This is a genomic window from Chromobacterium vaccinii (genome assembly GCF_000971335.1).
GTDB lineage: Bacteria > Pseudomonadota > Gammaproteobacteria > Burkholderiales > Chromobacteriaceae > Chromobacterium > Chromobacterium vaccinii.
In genome coordinates this window covers 1-19200 of the sequence record NZ_JZJL01000062.1, presented here as the reverse complement: position 1 = coordinate 19200, position 19200 = coordinate 1, and the positions used below count along the sequence as shown (strand labels likewise).

At 66.1% G+C, this 19200-nt stretch carries 19 protein-coding genes; 9 read left to right on the top strand and 10 right to left on the bottom strand.

Annotated features, from left to right (window positions below; translation table 11 throughout):
- Together VL52_RS20695 and VL52_RS20690 are read right to left on the bottom strand one after the other, a co-directional pair.
- On the bottom strand, positions 1-520 hold a 520-nt coding region (locus VL52_RS20695), incomplete at its 3' end, for an MFS transporter (protein ID WP_144410352.1).
- A 271-nt stretch (positions 521-791) separates the two neighbouring features.
- Positions 792-2045 (bottom strand): S10 family serine carboxypeptidase-like protein, encoded by a 1254-nt coding sequence (locus tag VL52_RS20690; RefSeq protein ID WP_046158818.1) that lies wholly within the window; start codon positions 2043-2045, stop codon positions 792-794.
- A gap of 209 nt (positions 2046-2254) precedes the next feature.
- Between VL52_RS20690 and VL52_RS25475 the strand changes: the two genes are divergently transcribed.
- From VL52_RS25475 to VL52_RS20675, 3 genes are all read left to right on the top strand, one after another.
- Complete coding sequence (locus VL52_RS25475) at positions 2255-3397, top strand: flagellin N-terminal helical domain-containing protein (protein WP_052729444.1); 1143 nt, start codon at positions 2255-2257, stop codon at positions 3395-3397.
- A 200-nt stretch (positions 3398-3597) separates the two neighbouring features.
- Positions 3598-4092: a putative pterin-binding protein gene (locus tag VL52_RS20680; protein ID WP_144410351.1), complete on the top strand. Its 495-nt coding sequence runs from the start codon at positions 3598-3600 to the stop codon at positions 4090-4092.
- Positions 4089-5819, top strand: coding sequence for an ATP-binding response regulator (locus tag VL52_RS20675; protein ID WP_046158817.1), 1731 nt, complete (start codon positions 4089-4091; stop codon positions 5817-5819). The genes VL52_RS20680 and VL52_RS20675 overlap by 4 nt, the downstream gene beginning before the upstream one ends.
- Positions 5820-5891: 72 nt before the next feature.
- Here the strand turns inward: VL52_RS20675 and VL52_RS20670 are convergent, their stop codons facing one another.
- From VL52_RS20670 to VL52_RS20635, 8 genes are all read right to left on the bottom strand, one after another.
- Positions 5892-6755: a helix-turn-helix domain-containing protein gene (locus VL52_RS20670; RefSeq protein ID WP_021477805.1), complete on the bottom strand. Its 864-nt coding sequence runs from the start codon at positions 6753-6755 to the stop codon at positions 5892-5894.
- 313 nt (positions 6756-7068) lie between these two features.
- Complete coding sequence (locus VL52_RS20665; RefSeq protein ID WP_046158816.1) at positions 7069-9159, bottom strand: flagellar biosynthesis protein FlhA; 2091 nt, start codon at positions 9157-9159, stop codon at positions 7069-7071.
- The gene (flhB, locus tag VL52_RS20660; protein WP_046158815.1) at positions 9156-10295 is read right to left on the bottom strand and encodes a flagellar type III secretion system protein FlhB; all 1140 of its coding nucleotides are present in this window, start codon (positions 10293-10295) and stop codon (positions 9156-9158) included. Before flhB ends, VL52_RS20665 begins: the two co-directional genes overlap by 4 nt.
- On the bottom strand, positions 10288-11067 hold the full coding sequence (fliR, locus tag VL52_RS20655) for a flagellar biosynthetic protein FliR (protein WP_046158814.1): 780 nt from the start codon (positions 11065-11067) through the stop codon (positions 10288-10290). The genes flhB and fliR overlap by 8 nt, the downstream gene beginning before the upstream one ends.
- A 2-nt stretch (positions 11068-11069) precedes the next feature.
- On the bottom strand, positions 11070-11342 hold the full coding sequence (fliQ, locus tag VL52_RS20650) for a flagellar biosynthesis protein FliQ (RefSeq protein ID WP_046158813.1): 273 nt from the start codon (positions 11340-11342) through the stop codon (positions 11070-11072).
- A 13-nt stretch (positions 11343-11355) separates the two neighbouring features.
- Positions 11356-12102 carry a flagellar type III secretion system pore protein FliP gene (gene fliP, locus VL52_RS20645; RefSeq protein ID WP_046158812.1) on the bottom strand — a complete coding sequence of 249 codons (747 nt, stop codon included), beginning with the start codon at positions 12100-12102 and terminating at the stop codon, positions 11356-11358.
- A complete protein-coding gene (gene fliN, locus VL52_RS20640) occupies positions 12102-12446 on the bottom strand; it encodes a flagellar motor switch protein FliN (protein WP_021477810.1) in 345 nt (114 codons plus the stop codon). Before fliN ends, fliP begins: the two co-directional genes overlap by 1 nt.
- Before the next feature lie 15 nt (positions 12447-12461).
- A complete protein-coding gene (locus VL52_RS20635) occupies positions 12462-13304 on the bottom strand; it encodes a flagellar motor switch protein FliM (RefSeq protein WP_046158811.1) in 843 nt (280 codons plus the stop codon).
- Between the two features lie 228 nt (positions 13305-13532).
- On the opposite strand from VL52_RS20635, the gene fliE reads away from it, so the two are divergent.
- The 6 genes from fliE to fliJ are packed head-to-tail and all read left to right on the top strand — an operon-like array spanning position 13533 to position 19016.
- Positions 13533-13874 carry a flagellar hook-basal body complex protein FliE gene (gene fliE, locus VL52_RS20630; protein ID WP_021477812.1) on the top strand — a complete coding sequence of 114 codons (342 nt, stop codon included), beginning with the start codon at positions 13533-13535 and terminating at the stop codon, positions 13872-13874.
- A 13-nt stretch (positions 13875-13887) separates the two neighbouring features.
- Complete coding sequence (gene fliF, locus VL52_RS20625; protein WP_082107121.1) at positions 13888-15561, top strand: flagellar basal-body MS-ring/collar protein FliF; 1674 nt, start codon at positions 13888-13890, stop codon at positions 15559-15561.
- Positions 15545-16603: a flagellar motor switch protein FliG gene (locus VL52_RS20620; protein WP_082107122.1), complete on the top strand. Its 1059-nt coding sequence runs from the start codon at positions 15545-15547 to the stop codon at positions 16601-16603. The genes fliF and VL52_RS20620 overlap by 17 nt, the downstream gene beginning before the upstream one ends.
- The gene (gene fliH / locus VL52_RS20615) at positions 16600-17271 is read left to right on the top strand and encodes a flagellar assembly protein FliH (RefSeq protein WP_046158809.1); all 672 of its coding nucleotides are present in this window, start codon (positions 16600-16602) and stop codon (positions 17269-17271) included. Before VL52_RS20620 ends, fliH begins: the two co-directional genes overlap by 4 nt.
- Positions 17272-17274: 3 nt before the next feature.
- Complete coding sequence (gene fliI, locus VL52_RS20610; RefSeq protein WP_046158808.1) at positions 17275-18588, top strand: flagellar protein export ATPase FliI; 1314 nt, start codon at positions 17275-17277, stop codon at positions 18586-18588.
- Positions 18585-19016 carry a flagellar export protein FliJ gene (fliJ, locus tag VL52_RS20605; RefSeq protein ID WP_046158807.1) on the top strand — a complete coding sequence of 144 codons (432 nt, stop codon included), beginning with the start codon at positions 18585-18587 and terminating at the stop codon, positions 19014-19016. The genes fliI and fliJ overlap by 4 nt, the downstream gene beginning before the upstream one ends.
- Positions 19017-19200 lie beyond the last annotated feature (184 nt).

The following is a 19200-nucleotide window of genomic DNA, read 5'->3' as shown; positions in this document are numbered from 1 at the left end:
CGGCGGGCTTCGTCTCTGCGACGCCATCGGCGCCGAACGTCAGCCACAGCGCCAGGCAGAGCACGCTGCCCAGCGAGATGGCCAGCAACGTGGCGCGCCAGTCGCCAAACCATCCCAGCATCGACGGCAGGCCGAACAGGATGGCCGCGGTGCCGACATTGAAGGCCACCGCGTTCAAGCCATTGACGAAAGGCCGTTCCGCCGGGGAGAACCATTGCATGACGATGGGCGAGAAATAGACGATGACCAGCGCGCCGCCCAGTCCCATCAGGAAGCGCGTCAGCAACAGCCAGGGATAGCTGTGGACGAAGGGCGTCAAGATTCCCAGCGCCATCAGCGCCATCGCCAGCGCGACCGCTTTTTTGGCCAGCAGCCGGGACAATATGCAGGCGGCGACGAAGGCTCCCAGCAATTTGGCCGCGGCCACGGCGTTGCTGATGTGGGAGCCGGCGGCCAGATCGTGGATGCCAAGCTCGCGCATGATTTGCGGGATGAAGGCGCTGCCGCCGGCCCAGCTCATGCCGAACAGCGCGTAGCTGGCAAACAGCAGCGCTTCGATCAGGTATTTATTGGCTTTTATCCAGGCCTCGCCGGATAGGGAAAACCGCCAGTTTTAGCGAGGCCGTCCGCGGTGAAACCTGTCTTTTCAGCCAGTCCAGGCCGGGGCGCGGCTGTCCAGCGCCACCGCGGGAAGCTACCGGTCTGGAGATGCGAGGATCTGTTCCGAGCAGGCGGAGCCGGCCCGCTGGGCGGTGCATGCCGTGCACAGGCGGCATGCTTTCAAAGGTCTTTCAGGCTTCGCTGCCGCAGAGGAAGTCGCGCAACATCGCCTGCGCGGCGGCGGGTTGATCCCGGGCCACGCGCAGCCCGGCGTTCTGGATGATGATCTGGCTGAGGTTGCCATGGCTGCGGATCAAGCCCGCGGCCAGGCCGTAAGGCCGCCAGGCCTGGCGCTTCTGCTGCCGGAAAGCGTCGGCTTGAGGCCAGGTCTGGGTGTTGAACCAGGCATCGAGTCCGAGATAGTTTCCCGCCATGCAGCATTCTCCGTGGAAGAACAGCACTTTCAGTCGATCGAGCAGCGCGGGCAATAAATGGGACGAGTTTTCCAGCCAGGCGGCTTCGGCCATCAGGCCGGATTGCGGCTGCAATTCGTTGTTGGAGCGGCGGTCGATATGCAGCGCCTGCTGCACCGAGGGTTTTTTCAGGTATTCGCCCAAGGTTTTGGAAGGCTTTTGCGGAGGATGGCGGATGTCGCGCAGGTCGCGGCCGCAGCAATGTTGCATGAAGCGGTCGATCTCGATGGCAGTCTGGCTGGCCAATTGGCGTTGCAGCGCGATGGGCGAGGCATAAGCGCGAATGAACTCGTCCAGCATGGACTGCGCGCGGTTTTTCTCATTCAGATTGATCAGCCGGTGCTGGTACGCATATTCGATATGGCTGGGCAGCTGGATTTCCGGCGCCAGTTGGGGATTGCCCAGGCCCAGGCCCTTGAGCGGTATCGGGGGCTGGCCGCCGCTATTGCCGTCCAGCACGCGGTGGGCCAGCCGCGCGATCGAATGGGCGGCGGCGGCGCTGCCGAACAGATAGCAGTCCCGCTCGCGGTAGCGCGGCCAGCGCAACAGGAATTCCTGCAGCGCGTGATACAACTGCTGGCTGGCTTCGTCATGATTCTCCGGCAGATAGCGCGGATGGGTGGTGAAGGACAAGCCCTGGCCCAGCGGCTGGTCGATGACCAGAAGATTGGCGTGATGATGCCAGCTGAAGGGATTGGAGTAGACGCGGCCGGACGGGTCCAGCAGATAGGGGCCATGCTCATCCAGCATCGCGTCCAGCGCGCTCCACTCCGGCTCGCCGTTGATCGAGACCAGAAGCGGCGCTTTCTCAGGATGGTCTCCCGCTTCGCTGAACCAGAAATACAGCCAGCCGCCGGCCGAGTCGCCGACGGACAGATAGCCGGCGAACTGGGTGGTCCGGACTGCGCCGAAACCAGGCAGGTGGCTGAGGGCGGCGCTTTCGAACAGGAAGGGATTCGATTGCACGTTCATCGACGGGTTCTTTCCGCTCGGCGGCGAGGGCAAGCGTTCGGACTGCGATGAATATGTTATAGACATTATGCCGAACTGTGCTTGCGCTTGATAAAAGTCGTTGTGATTTTTCACGTTCTGTTGAGATTTAAGTTCCCGGCAATAAGCGCCGCCTTGCTGGGGTAACGGCAGCGATGCCGCTTACCAAACCAAACCGACGGAGCATTCCCATGCTGAGCCTGCACACCAATATCGCGGCACTGAACACCAAGTCCAACATGAACAGCACCCAAGGCGCGCTGTCCACTTCCATGACTCGCCTGGGCACCGGCCTGCGCATCAACTCCGCGATGGACGACGCCGCCGGCCTGCAGATCGCCACCCGTCTGGACGCGCAAAGCCGCGGCATGAACGTCGCCATGAAGAACGCCCAGAACGGCATCTCCATGCTGCAGACCGCCGAAGGCGCGCTGAACGAAGTGACCAACATCCTGCAACGGATGAAAGACCTGGGCACCGAAGGCGCCACCGCCACCGCCACCGCCGATGACAAGAAGGCGATGCAGGCCGAGTACGACGCGCTGGGCAAAGAACTGACCAACATCATGCAGAACACCTCCTTCGGCGGCGAAAAGCTGCTGCAAGGCGGCAAGCTGACCCAACAGATGAATTTCCAGATCGGCGCGGCTTCCACCGAGTCCATGACGCTGAACCTGAAGGACAATATGACTGGTCTGGATACCGCGCTGAAGTCGGTTTCCTCCAAGTACGAAGTGGCTAAGACCGATCTGGAAAAGGCCGACGCTGCCAAGGCCGAGTCGTTGAAGAAGTTCACCGCTGCTGAAACCGCCGCAAAAGCAGCCGGCGGTACCGTGGATACGGCTGCAGTTACCGCAGCAAAAGCTGCCGCTGGTGGTCAAGATTTGGCTGCTATCGCTGGTATGCCGGCCGCCACTGATGCTAATAAACAGGCTCAAGCGGAAGCTTATGCCAAGTATTATGATGGCTACGTTGCAAACGCTTCTGCAGCCAATGCCGATGTGAAAAAGGCTGTCGACGCTCTAGCTACGCCTGAGGCCGGCGGCACCGAAATCGGCGACAAGGCCACCATCGACACCATCTCCAAGGCGCTGGACGCCGTCGGTACCGTGCGCTCCGCGCTGGGCGCCAACGCCAACCGTCTGGACCACGTGATCAACAACCTGTCCAACGTGAACAACAACACGCTGGCAGCCAAGGGTCGCATCATGGATACCGACTACGCCAACGAAAGCTCCACCATGACCGCCAAGCAGATGCTGATGCAAGCCAGCACTTCCATGCTGAAGCAAAGCGGCAGCATGAGCAGCCTGGCCATGTCCCTGCTGCAGTAATCGTCGAAGCGCGGCCTTGCGCCGCGTCGATGCAAGCCAGTGGTTCGCCACTGGCTTTTTGCGTTTTTCATTCGATGGTTCAGCGGCGTGGATGAAAAATGGTTGCAAAATGTGGGGCGGGAAGCGTTTTCTTCGTATAACACTGGTTGCGAAGGGCCCAGGATGAATATAATTGGCCGTTTTTTATCTGCGATTCGAGGATGGCTATGCGTAAGGCCTTGTGCTGGCTGATAGGCCTCTGCCTGTGCGCTCCCGCGCTGGCGGGCGGCGATCCGGTGGTATTGACGGTGTCGGGCAAGATCGGGCGCTTCACCGATGCCAAGCGCGGCATCTACCAGTTTCGCGACAGCGACCTGGGCAAGCTCAGGCAAGTCAGCTTCTCCACCTCCACCAGCTGGACGCCCTCGGTGCGCTTCAGCGGGCCGCTGGTGCGCGACATCCTGGCCAAGGTGGAGGCCAAGGGCTCCATGGTGAGGGTGCTGGCGATCAACTACTACCGCTACGACATCTCGGTGGACGAGCTGGGCAAGCAGAGCGTGATGCTGGCGCGCCGCATCGACAACAAGCCGTTCGATGTCGCCCACTATGGCCCGCTGTGGCTGATGTATCCGCTGCAAAGCATACCCGATGCCGACAAAGGGCCGCCGCTGGATGCCAAGCTGGTGTGGCAGGTCGAGGCGATGGAGGTCATGTGAGGCTGGGCGGCATCAAGCGCTATGTGCAGGCGCCATGGTGGCTGATCGTGTCGCTGCTGCTGCTGCTGCTGGCCGCTGCGTGGAATTTCTACCGCATCGACCGCGCCAGCCAGGCGCTGATAGACGGCGGCAAGAGCGAGCAGCTGTACTGGACGGTAGCGCAACTGCACATCGAACTGGAGAAGACCCGCGCCGAGCTGATCGGCTACGCGGCGGAGCCGTCGTCGTTCGATCCGGGCGCGCAGTTCCAGTTGCTGCAAAGCCGCTACCAAGTGTTCGAGGCCCCGGACAGCGTGCTGGTGCATCGCCAATTGCGCCGCGTGGCCGGTTTCGACGCCCTGGTCGGCGCGCTGGGGCCGCTGATCCACGACAAGAGCTGGCTGCGGATGACGCCTGATTGGGCGCGCCGCATGGTGGTGCGCATCGACGCGCTGCGCCCGGTGCTGGCCAATTTCGCGGTGCAAAGCCGCGAAGCCGAGGTGTCGGCCCGCGTGGCGCGCACCAAGGCGTTGGCCAGCCAGCGTTCGCAGATGCTGATGCTGCAGCTGGTGTTGTGCGGCGGCATCTGCGGCGTGCTGCTGGTGCTGATGCGCTTCAGGGAGGTGAAGGAGCTGGCGGAGGTGCGGCAGTCGCTGCTGGAGCAAGAGCGCGCCGCCCACCAGGCGACGGTGGCGCTGGAGCTGGACCGCACTACCTTCCTCGGCACGCTGGGCCATGAAATCCGCTCGCCGCTGCAATCGATGCAGATGTGCATGGAACTGGTGGAGCCGGCGGTGACACCGCAGCCGGCCGCCCAGCTGGCGCTCAAGCGGATGAAGGCCGGCATGGCGCAGCTGACCAGCCAGATCCACGACATCATGGACATCTCGGCGATCAAGAACATGCAATTGCGGCTGAATCCGGGCAGGGTGAAGCCATCGGCCGCGCTGCGCGCGGTGATGGATGTGATGCAGCCGCTGGCGGACGCCAAGGGGTTGACGCTGCGCTACGAGGAGGCGTCGCTGCCGGAGTGGGTGTTGCTGGATGAGATCCGCCTGCGCCAGATCGTCGGCAATCTAGTGTCCAACGCGATACGCTACACCGACCAGGGCGGCGTGACGCTGAGGGCCCGCGGCGTCAACGATACCGATCATTCCGAATTGCGGCTGGAGGTCAGCGACACCGGCATCGGCATCGCCGACGAGGACCGGCTGCGCATCTTCCAGCCGTTCAGCCAGGGGCGCAACCGCCGCCCCGGCAGCAGCGGCCTGGGCCTGTCCATCGTCAAGGAGCTGGTGCGGCTGTTCGGCGGCAGCATCGAGATGGAAAGCGCGGTCGGAGCCGGCTCCGTATTCACCGTCAGGCTGCCGCTGCGCGAAGTGGGCGGGAGCGAGCAGAGCCGCAGCGTGCTGATCGTCGACGACGACGACGAGATTCGCGGCTCGGTGGCGGAGTTGTTGGGGCAGGACGGCTACCAGGTATCCTGCGCCGCCACCTTGAGCCAGGCGGCCGATTGCCTGGTGCAGCGGCGTTTCGATGTGCTGCTGCTGGACATGCAGCTGGGCGGGGACAGTGGCTACCAGTTGGCCGAATTGGCCCGCAAGCAGCCGCAGCGGCCGCTGATGCTGGCGATGAGCGCCGATCCGGACGAGTTCGCCGATGCCCGTTCCGGCTGGTTCGCGGCGCGGCTGAGCAAGCCTTTCGATAGCGGCCAGCTGCGCGCCGCGCTGGCCAGTCTGCCCCTGTAGCGGCGGGGTGGAAAAGATAAAAAAAACAGGCTCCCGCGGGAGCCTGTTTTCATGCGCAGGTGTCACGCGCGCTCAGGCGTGCTCCAGCGCGTTGGTGACCATGTTCTTGATCTGCAGCGCCAGGATGGAGCCGGGCGCCGGTTTGCCGATGTAATAGACGCCATGGGTTTCCAGCGCGCGGGACAGTTCGCTTTCGTGCTCCAGCGCGTAGCCGGTCAGCACCACGATGGGCACCGTGGTCGAGTGGCGGCGTATGGTCTCGATCACCTCCATGCAGCTGGTGGGCTCGCCCAGCACCCAGTCCAGAACGAAGGCGTCGAACTCTTCATGTTGCATGGCCTGCAGCAGCGCCTGCGGCTGGTGGTAGGGCAGCGCGAACAGGCCTTGCTGCACCAGGATCGCCGACAACAGGTCGGCGTCCTTGTCGTCCAGCACCGCCACTAGCAGCCGCTTGGTGTTGGCGCGCTTGGGCGGGCGTATGGTCAGGTAGCCGACCTCATAGCCGTCCTCGCCGTCGAACAGGGTGCCGGGAAACACGTGCCAACAGTCGTGCAGGCGCTTGGCCAGGAACAGCGGCGCGCAGGAATCGTCGGCCAGCTGTTCGCCCAGCTGAATCCAACAGTGGGCCTCCCCGCTCTGATTGTTCAGATGCAGGATGGCGGGCAGCAGTTCGTTGTCCATCGGATTCTGGCCGATCTGCTGGCTGTGATCGACCAGCAGGCTGGAGGGCGGAATATTGAAGTACTGGGCCAGGCGCTCCACCTGGGTCAGTTGCCAGGGGCTGCTGCCGTTCAGTTTGCGGTAGGCCTGGGAAGTGCTCAGCCCCAGGATCTGTTCGATCAGGCTGGCCTGTTGGGCTTCTGGCCAGCGGAACTGCTCCAGTTGCTTGCGGATGTTGTCGCAGATGATTTCGTTGGCGGACTTGGGGGTGGTCATGGCGATGTCCCGTCACATGATTTTCATAATCGTGATCCTAGCATCCATGCGGCCGACATGTGCGCAAAAAATGCTCATACTGGCAATTTTTCCTAATTTTGCGAATCATGCGTTTGCATTTTCACAACATGCGAAAAAGTACAGATGATTTTTTGTCGGGACGGATCTATTCCATAGCCCGGATATTAGAGAGCGAATGGCGCTAAATGCGTGAATAACATGCGGGAATCGGCAGGATGGCTTGGGGTTGTCCGGTGGGCGGGAGGGAAGATTTGCGCCGGATGGCAGGCATCCGGCGCAAGAAATGCGAGCGTCAGCCCAAGGTGCCGGTCAGGCTGACCTGGCGGTTTTCCGGCACCTCGTTGTACGACAGCACATGCAGGCCGGGCGCGAACAAGCGGCCGTAGCGGGCCAGCAGCGGCCGGATCTGCGGCATCACCAGCAGCACCGGCGCCTGGCCCTGCTGCTTCATCTGGTCGCGGACCACCGGCATATTGGCCTGCAGCTGCTGCAGCACGTTGGGATCGATCGGGAAGCTGTCCAGTTGGGGCTTGCCGGTCTGCTGGGCCTGGGACAGGGCCCCGAGCAGCAGGTTTTCCAGATCGGCGGACAGGTTGAAGGCGCGGATTTCGTCGCGCGGGCCGACGATGGTCTGGACGATCTGGCGTTTCAGCGCGCAGCGCACCTCGGCGGACAGCATGATCGGGTCCTTGGTCGCGTCGCTGGCTTCCAGCAGGGCGGAGGCGATGGGCACGATGTCTTTCAGCGACACATTGTCCTGCAGCAGCTGGCGGAACACGCGCAGCTGCTGAACCGGCGTCAGCGCCTGGCCCAGCGCCGTCGCCAGCTTGGGCGCCAGCGCCGACAGCCGCTCGCCCAGCGCGGCCACGTCGTCGTGGCGGAACAGTTCGGCCAGGTTTTCGCGCATCACCTTGTTCAAGTGGGTGGCCATCACGCTGGAGCAGTCCACCACCTGGTAGCCCAGTCCCAGCGCCTTGCTCTTGTCGGCCAGCGCGATCCAGGTGACCGGCATGCCGAAGGCCGGATCGATGCCGGGAATGCCGTCGATCTCGCCGTAGACGTCGGGAGAGGGGATGGCCATCAGCCGGTCGGCGTAGACCTCGGCCTCGGCCACCGTGTTGCCGGAGATTTGCACCGCGTATTGCGAGGGCTTGAGCCTGAGGTCATCGCGCAGGTTGACGGTGGGCAGCAATAGGCCCATCTGCTCCGACAGGCTCTGGCGCACGCCCTTGACCCGCTTGGTCAGCGGCGCGCCCTGGCCGGCGTCCAGCAGCGTCACCAGCCGGTAGCCGAGCGCGATGCCCAGCGTGTCGGCGTAGGGCAAGGTGTTCCATTCCAGCTCGATTTCCGCTTCGCCCTGCAGCGCGGACTTCACCGCGGTCTGGTTCAGGGTGTTGGCCGCGACCGGGCGGCGGGCATGCATGCGCCAGGCCACATAGCCCAAGAGCGCGGCGAAGCCGAGGAAGGTCGGCCACGGCATGCCGGGAATGATGGCCAGGATCAGCATCATGCCGGCGGCGCTCATCAGCACGGTGGGCGAAGCCAGCATCTGGTTGCCCACCTGTTGCTGCATGTCGCCATCGTCGCTGATGCGGGTGACGATGATGGCGGCGGCGGAAGACAGCAGCAGCGCCGGAATTTGCGCGACCAGGCCGTCGCCTATGGTCATCAGCGCATACTGGCGGAAGGCGTCGCCCATCGACAGATTGTGCATCAGCGCGCCGATGGCCACGCCGCCGAACAGGTTGATGATCAGGATCAGGATGCCGGCGATGGCGTCGCCGCGGACGAACTTGGACGCGCCGTCCATCGCGCCGTAGAAGTCGGCTTCGGTGGCGATGTCGCGGCGGCGCTGCTGAGCCTGCTCCTGATTGATCAGGCCGGCGTTGAGATCGGCGTCGATCGCCATCTGCTTGCCCGGCAGCGCGTCCAACGTGAAGCGGGCCGATACTTCGGAAATGCGCTCGGCGCCCTTGGTCACCACCATGAAGTTGATGATCATCAGGATGACGAACACCACCATGCCGACCACGAAGTTGCCGCCTATCACCACGTTGCCGAAGGCCTCGATCACCCGGCCGGCGGCATGCGTGCCTTCGTGGCCGTGCAGCAGTACCACCCGGGTGGAGGCCACGTTCAGCGACAGCCTGAGCAGCGTGGTGGCCAGGATGATGGTGGGGAACACCGAGAAGTCCAGCGGCCGCCGCGCCGACACGCTGACCAGAATCACGATGATGGCCAGCACGATGTTGAAGGTGAACAGCATGTCCAGCGCCAATGGCGGCAGGGGCAGCATCACCATCGCCAGGATGGCGAGCAGGAACAACGGGGCGGCGAGCTTGTGGCGGCCGATGTCGGCAAGCAGTTTGGTCAGCGAGTTCATGATGCGGGCTCGGGGTCGGACAGTTCGCGGGGGATGGGCAGGTCCGGCAGGGTGGGCCGGCTGCGGCGGCTACCCGCCTGGAACGCCTTCAGTTGCAAGACATAGGTCAACACCTGCGCCACCGCGCGGTACAGCGGCGCGGGGATCTGCTGGTTGACCTGGGTGGTGTGGTACACCGCGCGCGCCAAGGGCGGCAGCGGCAGCACCGTCAGTTTCAGTTCGTCCGCCAGCTGGCGGATGTAAAGCGCCATCTCGTCCACGCCCTTGGCGACGATGAACGGCGCCTCGGCGCGGTTCTCGTCGTATTTCAGCGCCACCGCGTAATGGCTGGGGTTGACGATGATCACGTCGGCGCCGGGCAGCGCCTTGCGCACGCCGCGCTGCGCCATCTGCTGCTGCAGCTGGCGGATGCGCTGGCGCACTTCGGGGCGGCCTTCGGTGTTCTTGTGCTCTTCCTTGATTTCTTGCTTGCTCATCCGTTGTTGCTTCATGAACAGAAACACCTGCAGCGGCAGGTCGGCCAGCGCGAACAACAAAAACACCGCGGCCAGCTTGAGCAGGCAGGACAAGAGCAGGTCGGCCGCGCCGGCCAGGGTGGGCAGCAGAGGCATGCTGTGCAGCGCGAAGAACTCATGCAGCGCGTCGCTGGCCACGCGGTACAGCAGCCAGCCCAGCACCAGCGCCTTGGCGATGGATTTGCCGATCTCGCTGGCGTGCTTGGGCGAGGCCAGCCGCGACAGGTGGGCCAGCGGGTTCATCCGCTCGAACTTGGGGCTGATCTGGCTCAGCACGAACACCCAGCCGCCGGGAAACAGGCTGAGCAGCAGCATGGTCAGGGGGATGACGGCCAGCGGCGCCAGCATCTTGATCAGCAGCAGCAGGGTGCCGCCGAACAGCTTGGACCAGCTGTTTTCCAGCGCGCCCTGGCCGGACAGCGAGGCGAAGGCCAGCGCGAACAGCTGCCGGAAATCGTCCAGCCAGCCCGGCGCCAGCCAGAACATCATTTTCAGCGCCAGCAGCAGGCCCAGCGCCGCGGCCAGATCCTTGGAGCGGGGCACCTGCCCCTGCTCGCGCGCCTTGCGCAGCCGCTGTGGGGTAGCCTTTTCTGTCTTGTCGCCTTGCTGCGCCTCAGCCATGGCCCATCTCCAGCAGGCGGTCCAAGAGGCGCAGCGTCTGCTCGCTCAGGCTCAGGTATTGCGGCGGCAGCACCTGCATCAGCAGGGTCAGCGTGGACAGGCCGAACAGGGTAACCACCGGGAAACCGAGCGAAAACAGGTTCAGCGCCGGCGCCACGCGGTTGATCATGCCGAAGCCGGCCTGCACCACGAAGGTGGCGAACACCACCGGCAGGGCCAGGATCATCGCCGCCGACATCACCCAGCCGACGCTGGCGGCCAGCACCGGCAGCGAGGCTTGCGGAATGCCGCCGCCCAGCGGCCAGGCGCGAAAGCTGGCGTACACCACCTGCACCAGCACCAGGTGGCCATCCAGCGCGAAGAACAGCAGCGCCGCCAAGAGATAGAGCAGGCTGGAGACCACGTCCGAGCTGTTGCCGTTGCCGGGGTCGTTCATGATGGCCATCGACAGGCCCATCTGCGACGACAGCAGGAAACCCAGCAGCGACAACACCGACAAGGTCAATTGAAAGGCGAGGCCGAACAACAGGCCGATGACCACTTGCTCGACGCTGGCGGCGACGCCGTGCAGCGTGAATGGGTCGATGGGGGAATGGGCGGGCATGCCGGGGATGCAGGCGACGGCCAGGGCCAGCGCCAAGCCGACGCGGGCGCGGATAGGCACCACCGCGTCGCCGACGAAGGGCGCGATGGCGAACGCCGCCATCAGCCGGCAGAACGGCCACCAGACGGCGGGGACCAGGTCCAGCAACTGGGCGTACAGGCCCTGCATCGCTATCCCACCTGGCTCGCGGCGCGCTGGAACATGGCGACGCAGAAATCCATCAGGTAGCCGGTGATCCAGTGGCCGGCCAGCGCGATGGTCAACAGCACGATCAAGAGCCGCGGCAGGAAGGACAGCGTCTGCTCGTTGATCTGGGTGGCGGCCTGGATCAGGCTGACCGCCACGCCGACGATCAGGCTGGGCAGCACCAGCAGCACCACCAGCGTCACCACCACGCGCAGGCTGTCGTTGACGATGTCGACCGCGATATCGGGCGTCAGCATGGCTCCGTCTCTCCTAATAAGCCTGTATCGACGTGACCAGGGTGTTGACGGTCAGCGACCAGCCGTCCACCAGCACGAACAAGAGCAGCTTCAGCGGCAGCGAGATCACCAGCGGCGACAGCATCATCATGCCCATCGCCATCAGCACGCTGGACACCACCAGGTCTATCACCAGGAAGGGGATGAACAGCATGCAGCCGATCTGGAACGCGGTTTTCAGCTCGGACAGCACGAAGGCGGCCAGCTTGACGGTGAAAGCGTGGTCTTCCGGCTTGGCGATGTTTTCCTCGCCCGACAGCCGCGCCACCTGGGCCAACGCGGTCTTGCCGGTCTGGGCCAGCATGAAGCGGCTGATCGGTTTGGAAGCGATTTCCAGCGCCTGCTGCATGGTGATCTTGTCCTGATCGAACGGCACCATCGCCTCGTTCCACACCTGCAGGCCCACCGGGCGCATCACCAGCAGCGTCAGGATCAACGCCACGCCGGTGATCAGGCGGTTGGGCAGGCCCTGCTGCAGGCCGAGCGCCTGGCGCAGTAGCGACAGCACGATGACGAAGCGGGTGAAGCTGGTCATCATCAGCGCCAGCACCGGCAGCAGGCCCAGCGCCGTCATCAGGATCAGGATCTGGGTCTTGATCGTGAAGTCGACCGACGCGCCGCCGGCGTTGGCGGACAGCAGCTTCAGCGGCTCGGCCCAGGCCGGCGCGGCCGCGAGCAGGCCCGCGGCGGCGAGCGGCAGCAGGGGGAGGACGCGTTTCATCAGGCCAGGCTGTCCAGTTGCAGGTCGTTCAGCTCCACCACGCGCAGGCCGTAATTGTCGCCGGACACCACCACCTCGGCGCGGCCGATCACGGTGCCGTTCACCTTGATGTCCAGCGGCTCGCCGGCGATCTTGTCCAGCTCCACCACCGATCCGGCGCCGATCTGGCACAGGTCGGCCAGGCTGATGTCGGCGCTGCCGACTTCCAGCGTCAGCTTGACCGGAATCTTGCGCAGGAAGGGCGTCATGTCGCGCGGGGCCGGCGCGGGCTCGGCGGCGGCCGGCGCTTCAGCGTCCAGGCCGTCCAGGATGCCGTCCAGGTCGAAGTCTTGGTTCAGTTCCATTGCGGGTTCCTTGGTTTATTCGATGTCGGCGAAGCCGGACAGGCAGAGCTTGCCCTGGCGTTCCACCACCTGGGCGCGAAACAGTGGCGAGCCCTGGGCGCAGACTTCGGCGTGGGGCTGCATGGCGACGGACAGCACGCTGCCGGGGCGCAGGTCCAGCACCGCGCCCAGCGGCAGCTCCTGCTCCAGCAGGCGGGCGTCCAGGCGGATGCGCAGCCGGTCGCTGAAATTGGCGCAGTCGGCGTTGCCGCCCAGCCGCGGCCGCTGGCCGGACAGGTTTTGCAGCAGCGCGTCGAAGGCGGAGGCGTTCAGCCGCAGGCGCAGCGTGCCCAGCCTGGCGTCGCCGTCGCTGAGGTCCACTTCCAGCTGCCAGGCGGATTGGGCCGGATAGCCGAGCGCTTGCGGCTTGGGCGCGTCCGGCTGCGGGGCGCGGCCCAGTTGATGGATGGCGCGGGCCAGGCGCGGCAGCAGCCGCTCGGCCAGCGTGCGGGCCAGGCGGCGCTCGGTTTCGGTTTCGGCCGGCAGTTCGCCGTCCGGCGCGGCGGCGCGGGCGCCGAAGCGGTAATCGAGTATGCCCAGCAGCAGGCCGCGGTCGAAATGGCTGCCCAGCTGCCAGTCGTCCAGCGCGTGCCACTGCCAGCGCAGCTCGTCGGCGGCCGGAAGCTGCTGGCGCAGCGCGTCGATGCGGAAGCCGGCGTGGTAGCGGCGGTTCAGCTCGCGTTCGAGAAAGTCATCCAGTTCCTGCCGCAAGGCGCGGGCAAACAGCGGCAGCAGGTGTATCGGGCGGCCCAGCGTGCGCAGGTCCAAGGCCTGCAGGCGGGCGCCTTCCTGCGGTGCGACGATTTTGGCTTTGGGCATCGGAGCTTCGTTATCGTGGCGGGCGGCTGCGCGGCAGCCCCCGGCTATTGCTGGGAGTGTGCATCTTACTGGCTGTCCGCCAGCGGTAAAGGGGGAAAATTCACGGCTGGGAATGTGAAAAGTACCATCGGTATGCTAAAGCGGTGAGTTTAAAATCCGCCAGCCTGCATTTAACAAGCGCTGCAGGTTGACCGAGTAGTTTCGAGACCGCTTTTCTAAGGATGAACGATGGCCACCAATCTGGGCTTGATGATCCACGCCGACCGCAGCCAGTTGCTGGGGGAGATGGCGAAACTGGGGCAATCCGCCCCCGCGCCTATCGCCGCGCAGGAAGAAGCCCCCGCCGCCGGCCACAGCTTCAGCCAGTCTATGATGTCGGCCGTGCGCGACGTCGATCAGCAGAACCGCCTCGCCGCCGAGAAGATGACCGAGGTGGACAGCGGCCAGAGCGACGACCTGGTCGGCGCGATGCTGATGAGCCAGGAGGCCAGCCTGTCGTTCTCGATGCTGATGCAGGTGCGTAACAAGGTGGTCGGCGCGGTCGACGACCTGATCAAGATGCAGCTGTAAGCGGGAGCCGACTGTGGTCAAACAATTGCGCAGCGGCCTGGCCGCGGTTCAACAAAGAATGGCGGGGCGCCAGCTGGTGCCCGCCAACGCCTGGCGCTACCTGCTGCCCATCGTGCTGTTGGCCATCGGCCTGAGCGTGGTGGCGACGCTGTGGCTGTGGCGCGACGACTCCAGCTACAAACCAGTGTTCGGCGCGCAGGAGAAGGTTAGCGGCGCCGACATGATGGCGGTGCTGGACGCCGAAAAGATTCCTTACCGCGTCCATCCGCAGACCGGCCAGGTGCTGGTGCCTGACGGCGATCTGGCCCGCGCCCGGATGCAGCTGGCGGCCAAGGGCGTGGTCGCCCAGCTGCCGGCCGGCCTGGAGCTGCTGGATAAGAACGATCCGCTGGGCGTCAGCCAGTTCGTGCAGGACGTGCGCTTCCGCCGCGGCCTGGAGGGCGAACTGGTGCAGAGCATCCAGGCGCTGGATCCGGTGCGTTCGGCGCGGGTGCACCTGTCGCTGCCGCGCAGCACGTCCTTCGTCACCGCCGGCGGCGAGAAGGGTTCCGCCTCGGTGGTGGTGACGCTGAAGCCGGGCCAGCAGCTGTCCAGCGAGCAGACCGCCGCCGTGGTCAAGCTGGTGGCTGGCAGCGTGGCCTCGCTCGATCCGTCCCAGGTGACGCTGGTCGATCAGGCCGGCAATCTGCTGTCCGCCCACGTGGACCTGAGCGACGGCGGCATCGCCGGCAACAACAGCGAGGCGTCGCGCCGCTTCCGCGAGGAGGCGCTGCAGAATGTGCGCGACTTGCTGACGCCGGCGCTGGGCGCCGACAACTACAAGGTCAGCGTCACCGCCGACGTCGACAACGACCGCGTCGAGGAAACCCGCGAGAAATACGGCGAGTCGCCCAAGGTCACCAACGAGGCTTCCCGCGAGGAGACCAGCACCGAACGGATGGCGCTGGGGGTGCCGGGCTCGCTGAGCAACCGCCCGGTCAATACCGATTCCTCGTCCCCGGCCGCCGACAAGGCCGGCAACAGCAAGAACGCCGTCACTCGCCAGTACGCGTACGACCGCAACATCACCAACATCAAGCGCGCGCGCGGCACGCTGCGCCGCCTCAGCGTGGCGGTGGCGCTGAACCAGGCCGCCGCTCCGGGCGGCAAGGGCTGGCAGCCGGCCGAGCTGGCCAATATCGACAAGCTGTTGCGCAACGGCCTGGGCATCAACGCAGACCGCGGCGACGTGCTGGCGGTGTCCACGCTGCGTTTCGCGCGGCCGGCGCAAGCGGAGCCGTTCTGGGAGCAGCCGGAAACCTGGTTCGAGGGCGCGCGCTGGGCGGTTTACGGCGTGGCGCTGCTGTTGGCCTACCTGTTGCTGGCGCGGCCGCTGCTCAAGCTGGCCCGCCAATTGGCCGAGCGCAAGCTGAGCGATTACACGCCGGACGAGCTGGACGTGACACCGGACGATCCGCTGCTGGACAACCGCTCGCTGCGGGAAACCGCGACCCAGCGCCAGGCCGCGTTGTCGGCCGCGCCCGGCGACAGCCCGGTGGTGCCGCTGCTGGAAAATTACGACCTGCCGCCGGCCGGCTCGCCGGTGGACGTGATGGTGGAACACCTGAAGGGCCTGGCTGCCAAGGAGCCGGAGCGCGTCGCCGAAGTGGTCAAGCAATGGGTGCAGAACAATGGACGCAAACAATAATCCGGCGCCGGAATCCCCGGCCTACATTCCGCCTTCTCCTCCCGCCGGCAATGGCCAGATGAGCGCCATCGAACAGGCCGCGGTGCTGCTCTTGTGCATGGGCGAGGAGCCCGCCGCCGCGGTGCTGCGCTGCCTGAGCCGCGAGGAGCTGCTGCAAGTGACGCAGGCGATGTCCGGCATGAGCGGCATCAAGGTGGACGCGGTGAGGACGACGATGCAGCGCTTCTTCGACGAATACCGCGAGCAGAGCGGCGTGCACGGCGCCAGCCGCAGCTTCCTCAAGCGTTCGCTGGAGCTGGCCTTGGGCGGCGACATCGCCGGCAGCGTGCTGGACACCATCTACGGCGACGCGATCCGCCCCAAGATGGCGCGGCTGCAATGGGTGTCGCCCCAGTGGCTGGCCGACCGCATCGCCGCCGAACACGTGCGCATGCAGGCTGTCTTCCTCGCCTTCCTGCCGCCGGCGCTGGCCGGCCAGGTGGTGGAGGCGTTGCCGGAGGCCAGCCGCGACGGGGTGCTGGTCAATGTCGCCCGCCTGACGGACGTGGACCGCGAACTGCTGAACGAACTGGACGAACTGGTCAACCGCTGCCTGGAGAGCTTGCACACCCAGAGCACCGCGGTGGAGGGCATGCAGCAGACCGCCGACATCATCAACCGCCTGCCGGGCGACCGCAGCCGGATGATGGAGCTGCTGCGCGCGCACGATCCGGAGATCGTCGACGAGATCGAGGTGAGGATGTACGACTTCTTCATCTTGTCGCGCCAGACCGAGGAAGTGCTGATGCGCATCTGCGAGGACATTCCGCTGGAACAGTGGGCGATCGCGCTCAAGGGCGCCGAGCCCGCGGTGCGCGACGCCATCATCCAGACCATGCCGCGCCGCCAGGCGCAGAACTTCGAGGCCACCATGCGCCGCTCCGGGCCGGTGCCCAAGAGCCGCGTCGAGGAGGCTCGCCGCGACATCATGGCCCAGGTCAAGGAGCTGGCGGACGCCGGCGAGATCGACCTGCAGCTGTTCCCTGAGGAAGTGGTCGAGTGAAGCACTGGCGACCTTTCCGATTCCCGCCGTTGATAGACGGCGCGCCGCTGGCGCCCGACGCCGCGGCCGAAGTGCAGGCCTCGGCCGCGGACGGCTTCCGCCAGGGCATGGACGCCGGCTACCGCGAGGGCTTCGACAGCGGCGAGGCCGCCGGCCGCGACGCCGGCTACCAGGCAGGTCTGGAGCAGGGCCGCGCCGAAGGCGTCGCCGCCGCGCGCGCCGAGACATTGGCCGGGCTGGAAACCCTGGGCGCGCCGCTGGCGGCGGCCATCGAACAACTGAGCAAGCTGTGCCGCGACTACCAGGCCGCGCAGCGCGATGAAGTGGTGGATCTGGTGGCCAAGGTGGCCCGCCAGGTGATTCGCTGCGAGCTGGCGCTGAAGCCGGTGCAGATCCTCGACCTGGTGGAGGAAACGCTGGCGGCGCTGCCGCAGGGCGCTCACGCGCAGGGCGAGGTGGAGGTGTTGCTCAATCCGGAAGAGTGCCAGCGCATCCGCGAACTGGCGCCGGAGCGAGCCGCGCAATGGAAGCTGGGCGCCGATTCGTCGCTGGCCCCGGGCGAATGCCGGGTGCGCGGCGCCGAGTTCGAAGCCGACGCCGGCTGCCAGCAGCGGCTGGAGCATTGCGTGGACAGCCTGCGCGAACAACTGCAAGCGGAAGAGGGCTAAGCGATGCTGCGCCAGGCCCTCAGCCAGCTCTCCGTGCCGGACGCGCCGGTCGCCACCGTCAGCGGCAAGCTGGTGGGCGTCAACGGCTTGCTGCTGGAAAGCGTGGGCTGCCCGCTGCAGACCGGGCAGCGCTGCCTGGTGGAAACCGCCGGCGGCGGCTGGCTGCAGGCGCAGGTGGTGGGCTTCCGCCGCGAGGTGTCCTTCCTGATGCCGTTCAAGAAGCCGGTCGGCCTCGCCACCGGCGCGCGGGTGCTGCCCGCGCCGGACAACGGCGGGCTGATGATAGGCGACGGCTGGCTCGGCCGCATCGTCAACGGCCTGGGCGAGCCGCTGGACGACAAGGGCCGCCTGGGCGGCGACGCGCCGCTGGGCGCGCACCCGCCCCAAGTCAATCCCTTGAGGAAAAAACCGGTCGACAGGCCGCTGGATGTCGGGGTGCGCGCGATCAACGGCCTGCTGACCATGGGCCGCGGCCAGCGCGTCGGGCTGTTCGCCGGCTCCGGCGTCGGCAAGAGCGTGCTGCTGGGCATGATCACCCGCCACACCGAGGCCGAGGTCGTCGTCGTCGGCTTGATTGGCGAGCGCGGCCGCGAAGTGCGCGAGTTCGTCGAGCATGCGCTGGGGCCGGAAGGGCTGGCCAAGGCGGTGCTGGTGGTGGCGCCGGCCGACGAGTCGCCGCTGATGCGGCTGAAGGCCACCGAGCTGTGCCACACCATCGCCGCCCATTACCGCGACCGCGGCCGCAACGTGCTGCTGCTGGTGGACTCCCTGACCCGCTACGCGATGGCGCAGCGCGAAGTGGCGCTGGCGCTGGGCGAGCCGCCGGCCACGCGCGGCTATCCGCCGTCGGTGTTCGGCCTGCTGCCCAGCCTGGCCGAAAGCGCCGGCAACGGCGAGGGCGGCGAGGGCAGCATGAGCGCCATCTACACCGTGCTGGCCGAGGGCGACGACCAGCAAGACCCGGTGGTGGACACCGCCCGCGCCATTCTGGACGGCCACATCGTATTGAGCCGGGAGCTGGCGGAGCGCGGCCACTACCCGGCGATAGACATTTCCCGCTCGGTCAGCCGCTGCATGAGCCATCTGATCGATGGCGGGCACGCCGCCGCCGCGCGCGACGTCCGCGGCGCCTGGAGCCGTTACCAGGAGGTGCGCGGCCTGCTGCCGCTGGGCGCTTACGTGCCCGGAGCCGATCCGGCCACCGACCGCGCGTTGCGATTGCAGCCGCGCATCGAGGCGTTGCTGTGCCAGGGCGCGGGCGAGGCCGCGCCCTATGACGACACCCTCAGGCAATTGCAGGAGCTCGCCGGCGCATGAACCAACCGATACGACAACTGGACCTGCTGCTCAGGCTGCGCGAACGCGACGGCGAGCGGCTGGAGAGCGAGCTGGCCGCCAAGCGACGGCTGCAGGAGCGCTACCGGCGCAATATCGAGCGCCTGGACCAGCTCAGCGCGGCCAGCGGCCCGAGCGCGGCGGCCGGCCACCCGGCGCTGGCGCTCAACTGCGCCGGCTACAAGAGCCATCTGCTGGGCCTGCGCCAGTCGCAACAGCAGGACTTGCAACTGGCCCAGGCCGACGCCGAAGTCAGCCGCTCGCGCCTGCAGGACGCGCGCCGCCGCGAAGAGCAGGTCAAGCTGCTGCGCGAGGAAAAGCTGCTGGAATGGCGGACCGAGCAAGGGCGGGCGGAGCAGAAGCGCACCGACGAGACCGCCGGCCAGGCCTGGCTGAGAGGGCGTGGCTAGTAGTGAATATTCACGTTGTTTCAGTCCGCGCCGGCGATGGTCGCCCTGTATCGGTACATACCGTTAGCGGACGAAAGGAATACTGATGGCGATCGACTTCAACGCGGTGCCGCCCTCCACTTGGGCGGAAAACCTGGCGCGCAAGCAACTGGGCAAGCAGCAGGCCCAGCTGGACACCCAGACC

Excerpts from the sequence above, each read along its gene's own strand:
- VL52_RS20690 (WP_046158818.1), bottom strand. The coding sequence starts at position 2,045 with ATGAACGTGCAATCGAATCCCTTCCTGTTCGAAAGCGCCGCCCTCAGC.
- VL52_RS20665 (WP_046158816.1), bottom strand. The coding sequence starts at position 9,159 with ATGAACTCGCTGACCAAACTGCTTGCCGACATCGGCCGCCACAAGCTC.
- flhB (WP_046158815.1), bottom strand. The coding sequence starts at position 10,295 with ATGGCTGAGGCGCAGCAAGGCGACAAGACAGAAAAGGCTACCCCACAG.
- VL52_RS20620 (WP_082107122.1), top strand. The coding sequence starts at position 15,545 with ATGGACGCAAACAATAATCCGGCGCCGGAATCCCCGGCCTACATTCCG.
- fliJ (WP_046158807.1), top strand. The coding sequence starts at position 18,585 with ATGAACCAACCGATACGACAACTGGACCTGCTGCTCAGGCTGCGCGAA.
- fliQ (WP_046158813.1), bottom strand. The coding sequence starts at position 11,342 with ATGCTGACGCCCGATATCGCGGTCGACATCGTCAACGACAGCCTGCGC.
- fliR (WP_046158814.1), bottom strand. The coding sequence starts at position 11,067 with ATGCAGGGCCTGTACGCCCAGTTGCTGGACCTGGTCCCCGCCGTCTGG.
- VL52_RS20680 (WP_144410351.1), top strand. The coding sequence starts at position 3,598 with ATGGCTATGCGTAAGGCCTTGTGCTGGCTGATAGGCCTCTGCCTGTGC.
- fliE (WP_021477812.1), top strand. The coding sequence starts at position 13,533 with ATGGCCACCAATCTGGGCTTGATGATCCACGCCGACCGCAGCCAGTTG.
- VL52_RS20670 (WP_021477805.1), bottom strand. The coding sequence starts at position 6,755 with ATGACCACCCCCAAGTCCGCCAACGAAATCATCTGCGACAACATCCGC.
- VL52_RS20635 (WP_046158811.1), bottom strand. The coding sequence starts at position 13,304 with ATGCCCAAAGCCAAAATCGTCGCACCGCAGGAAGGCGCCCGCCTGCAG.
- fliI (WP_046158808.1), top strand. The coding sequence starts at position 17,275 with ATGCTGCGCCAGGCCCTCAGCCAGCTCTCCGTGCCGGACGCGCCGGTC.
- fliN (WP_021477810.1), bottom strand. The coding sequence starts at position 12,446 with ATGGAACTGAACCAAGACTTCGACCTGGACGGCATCCTGGACGGCCTG.
- fliP (WP_046158812.1), bottom strand. The coding sequence starts at position 12,102 with ATGAAACGCGTCCTCCCCCTGCTGCCGCTCGCCGCCGCGGGCCTGCTC.
- VL52_RS25475 (WP_052729444.1), top strand. The coding sequence starts at position 2,255 with ATGCTGAGCCTGCACACCAATATCGCGGCACTGAACACCAAGTCCAAC.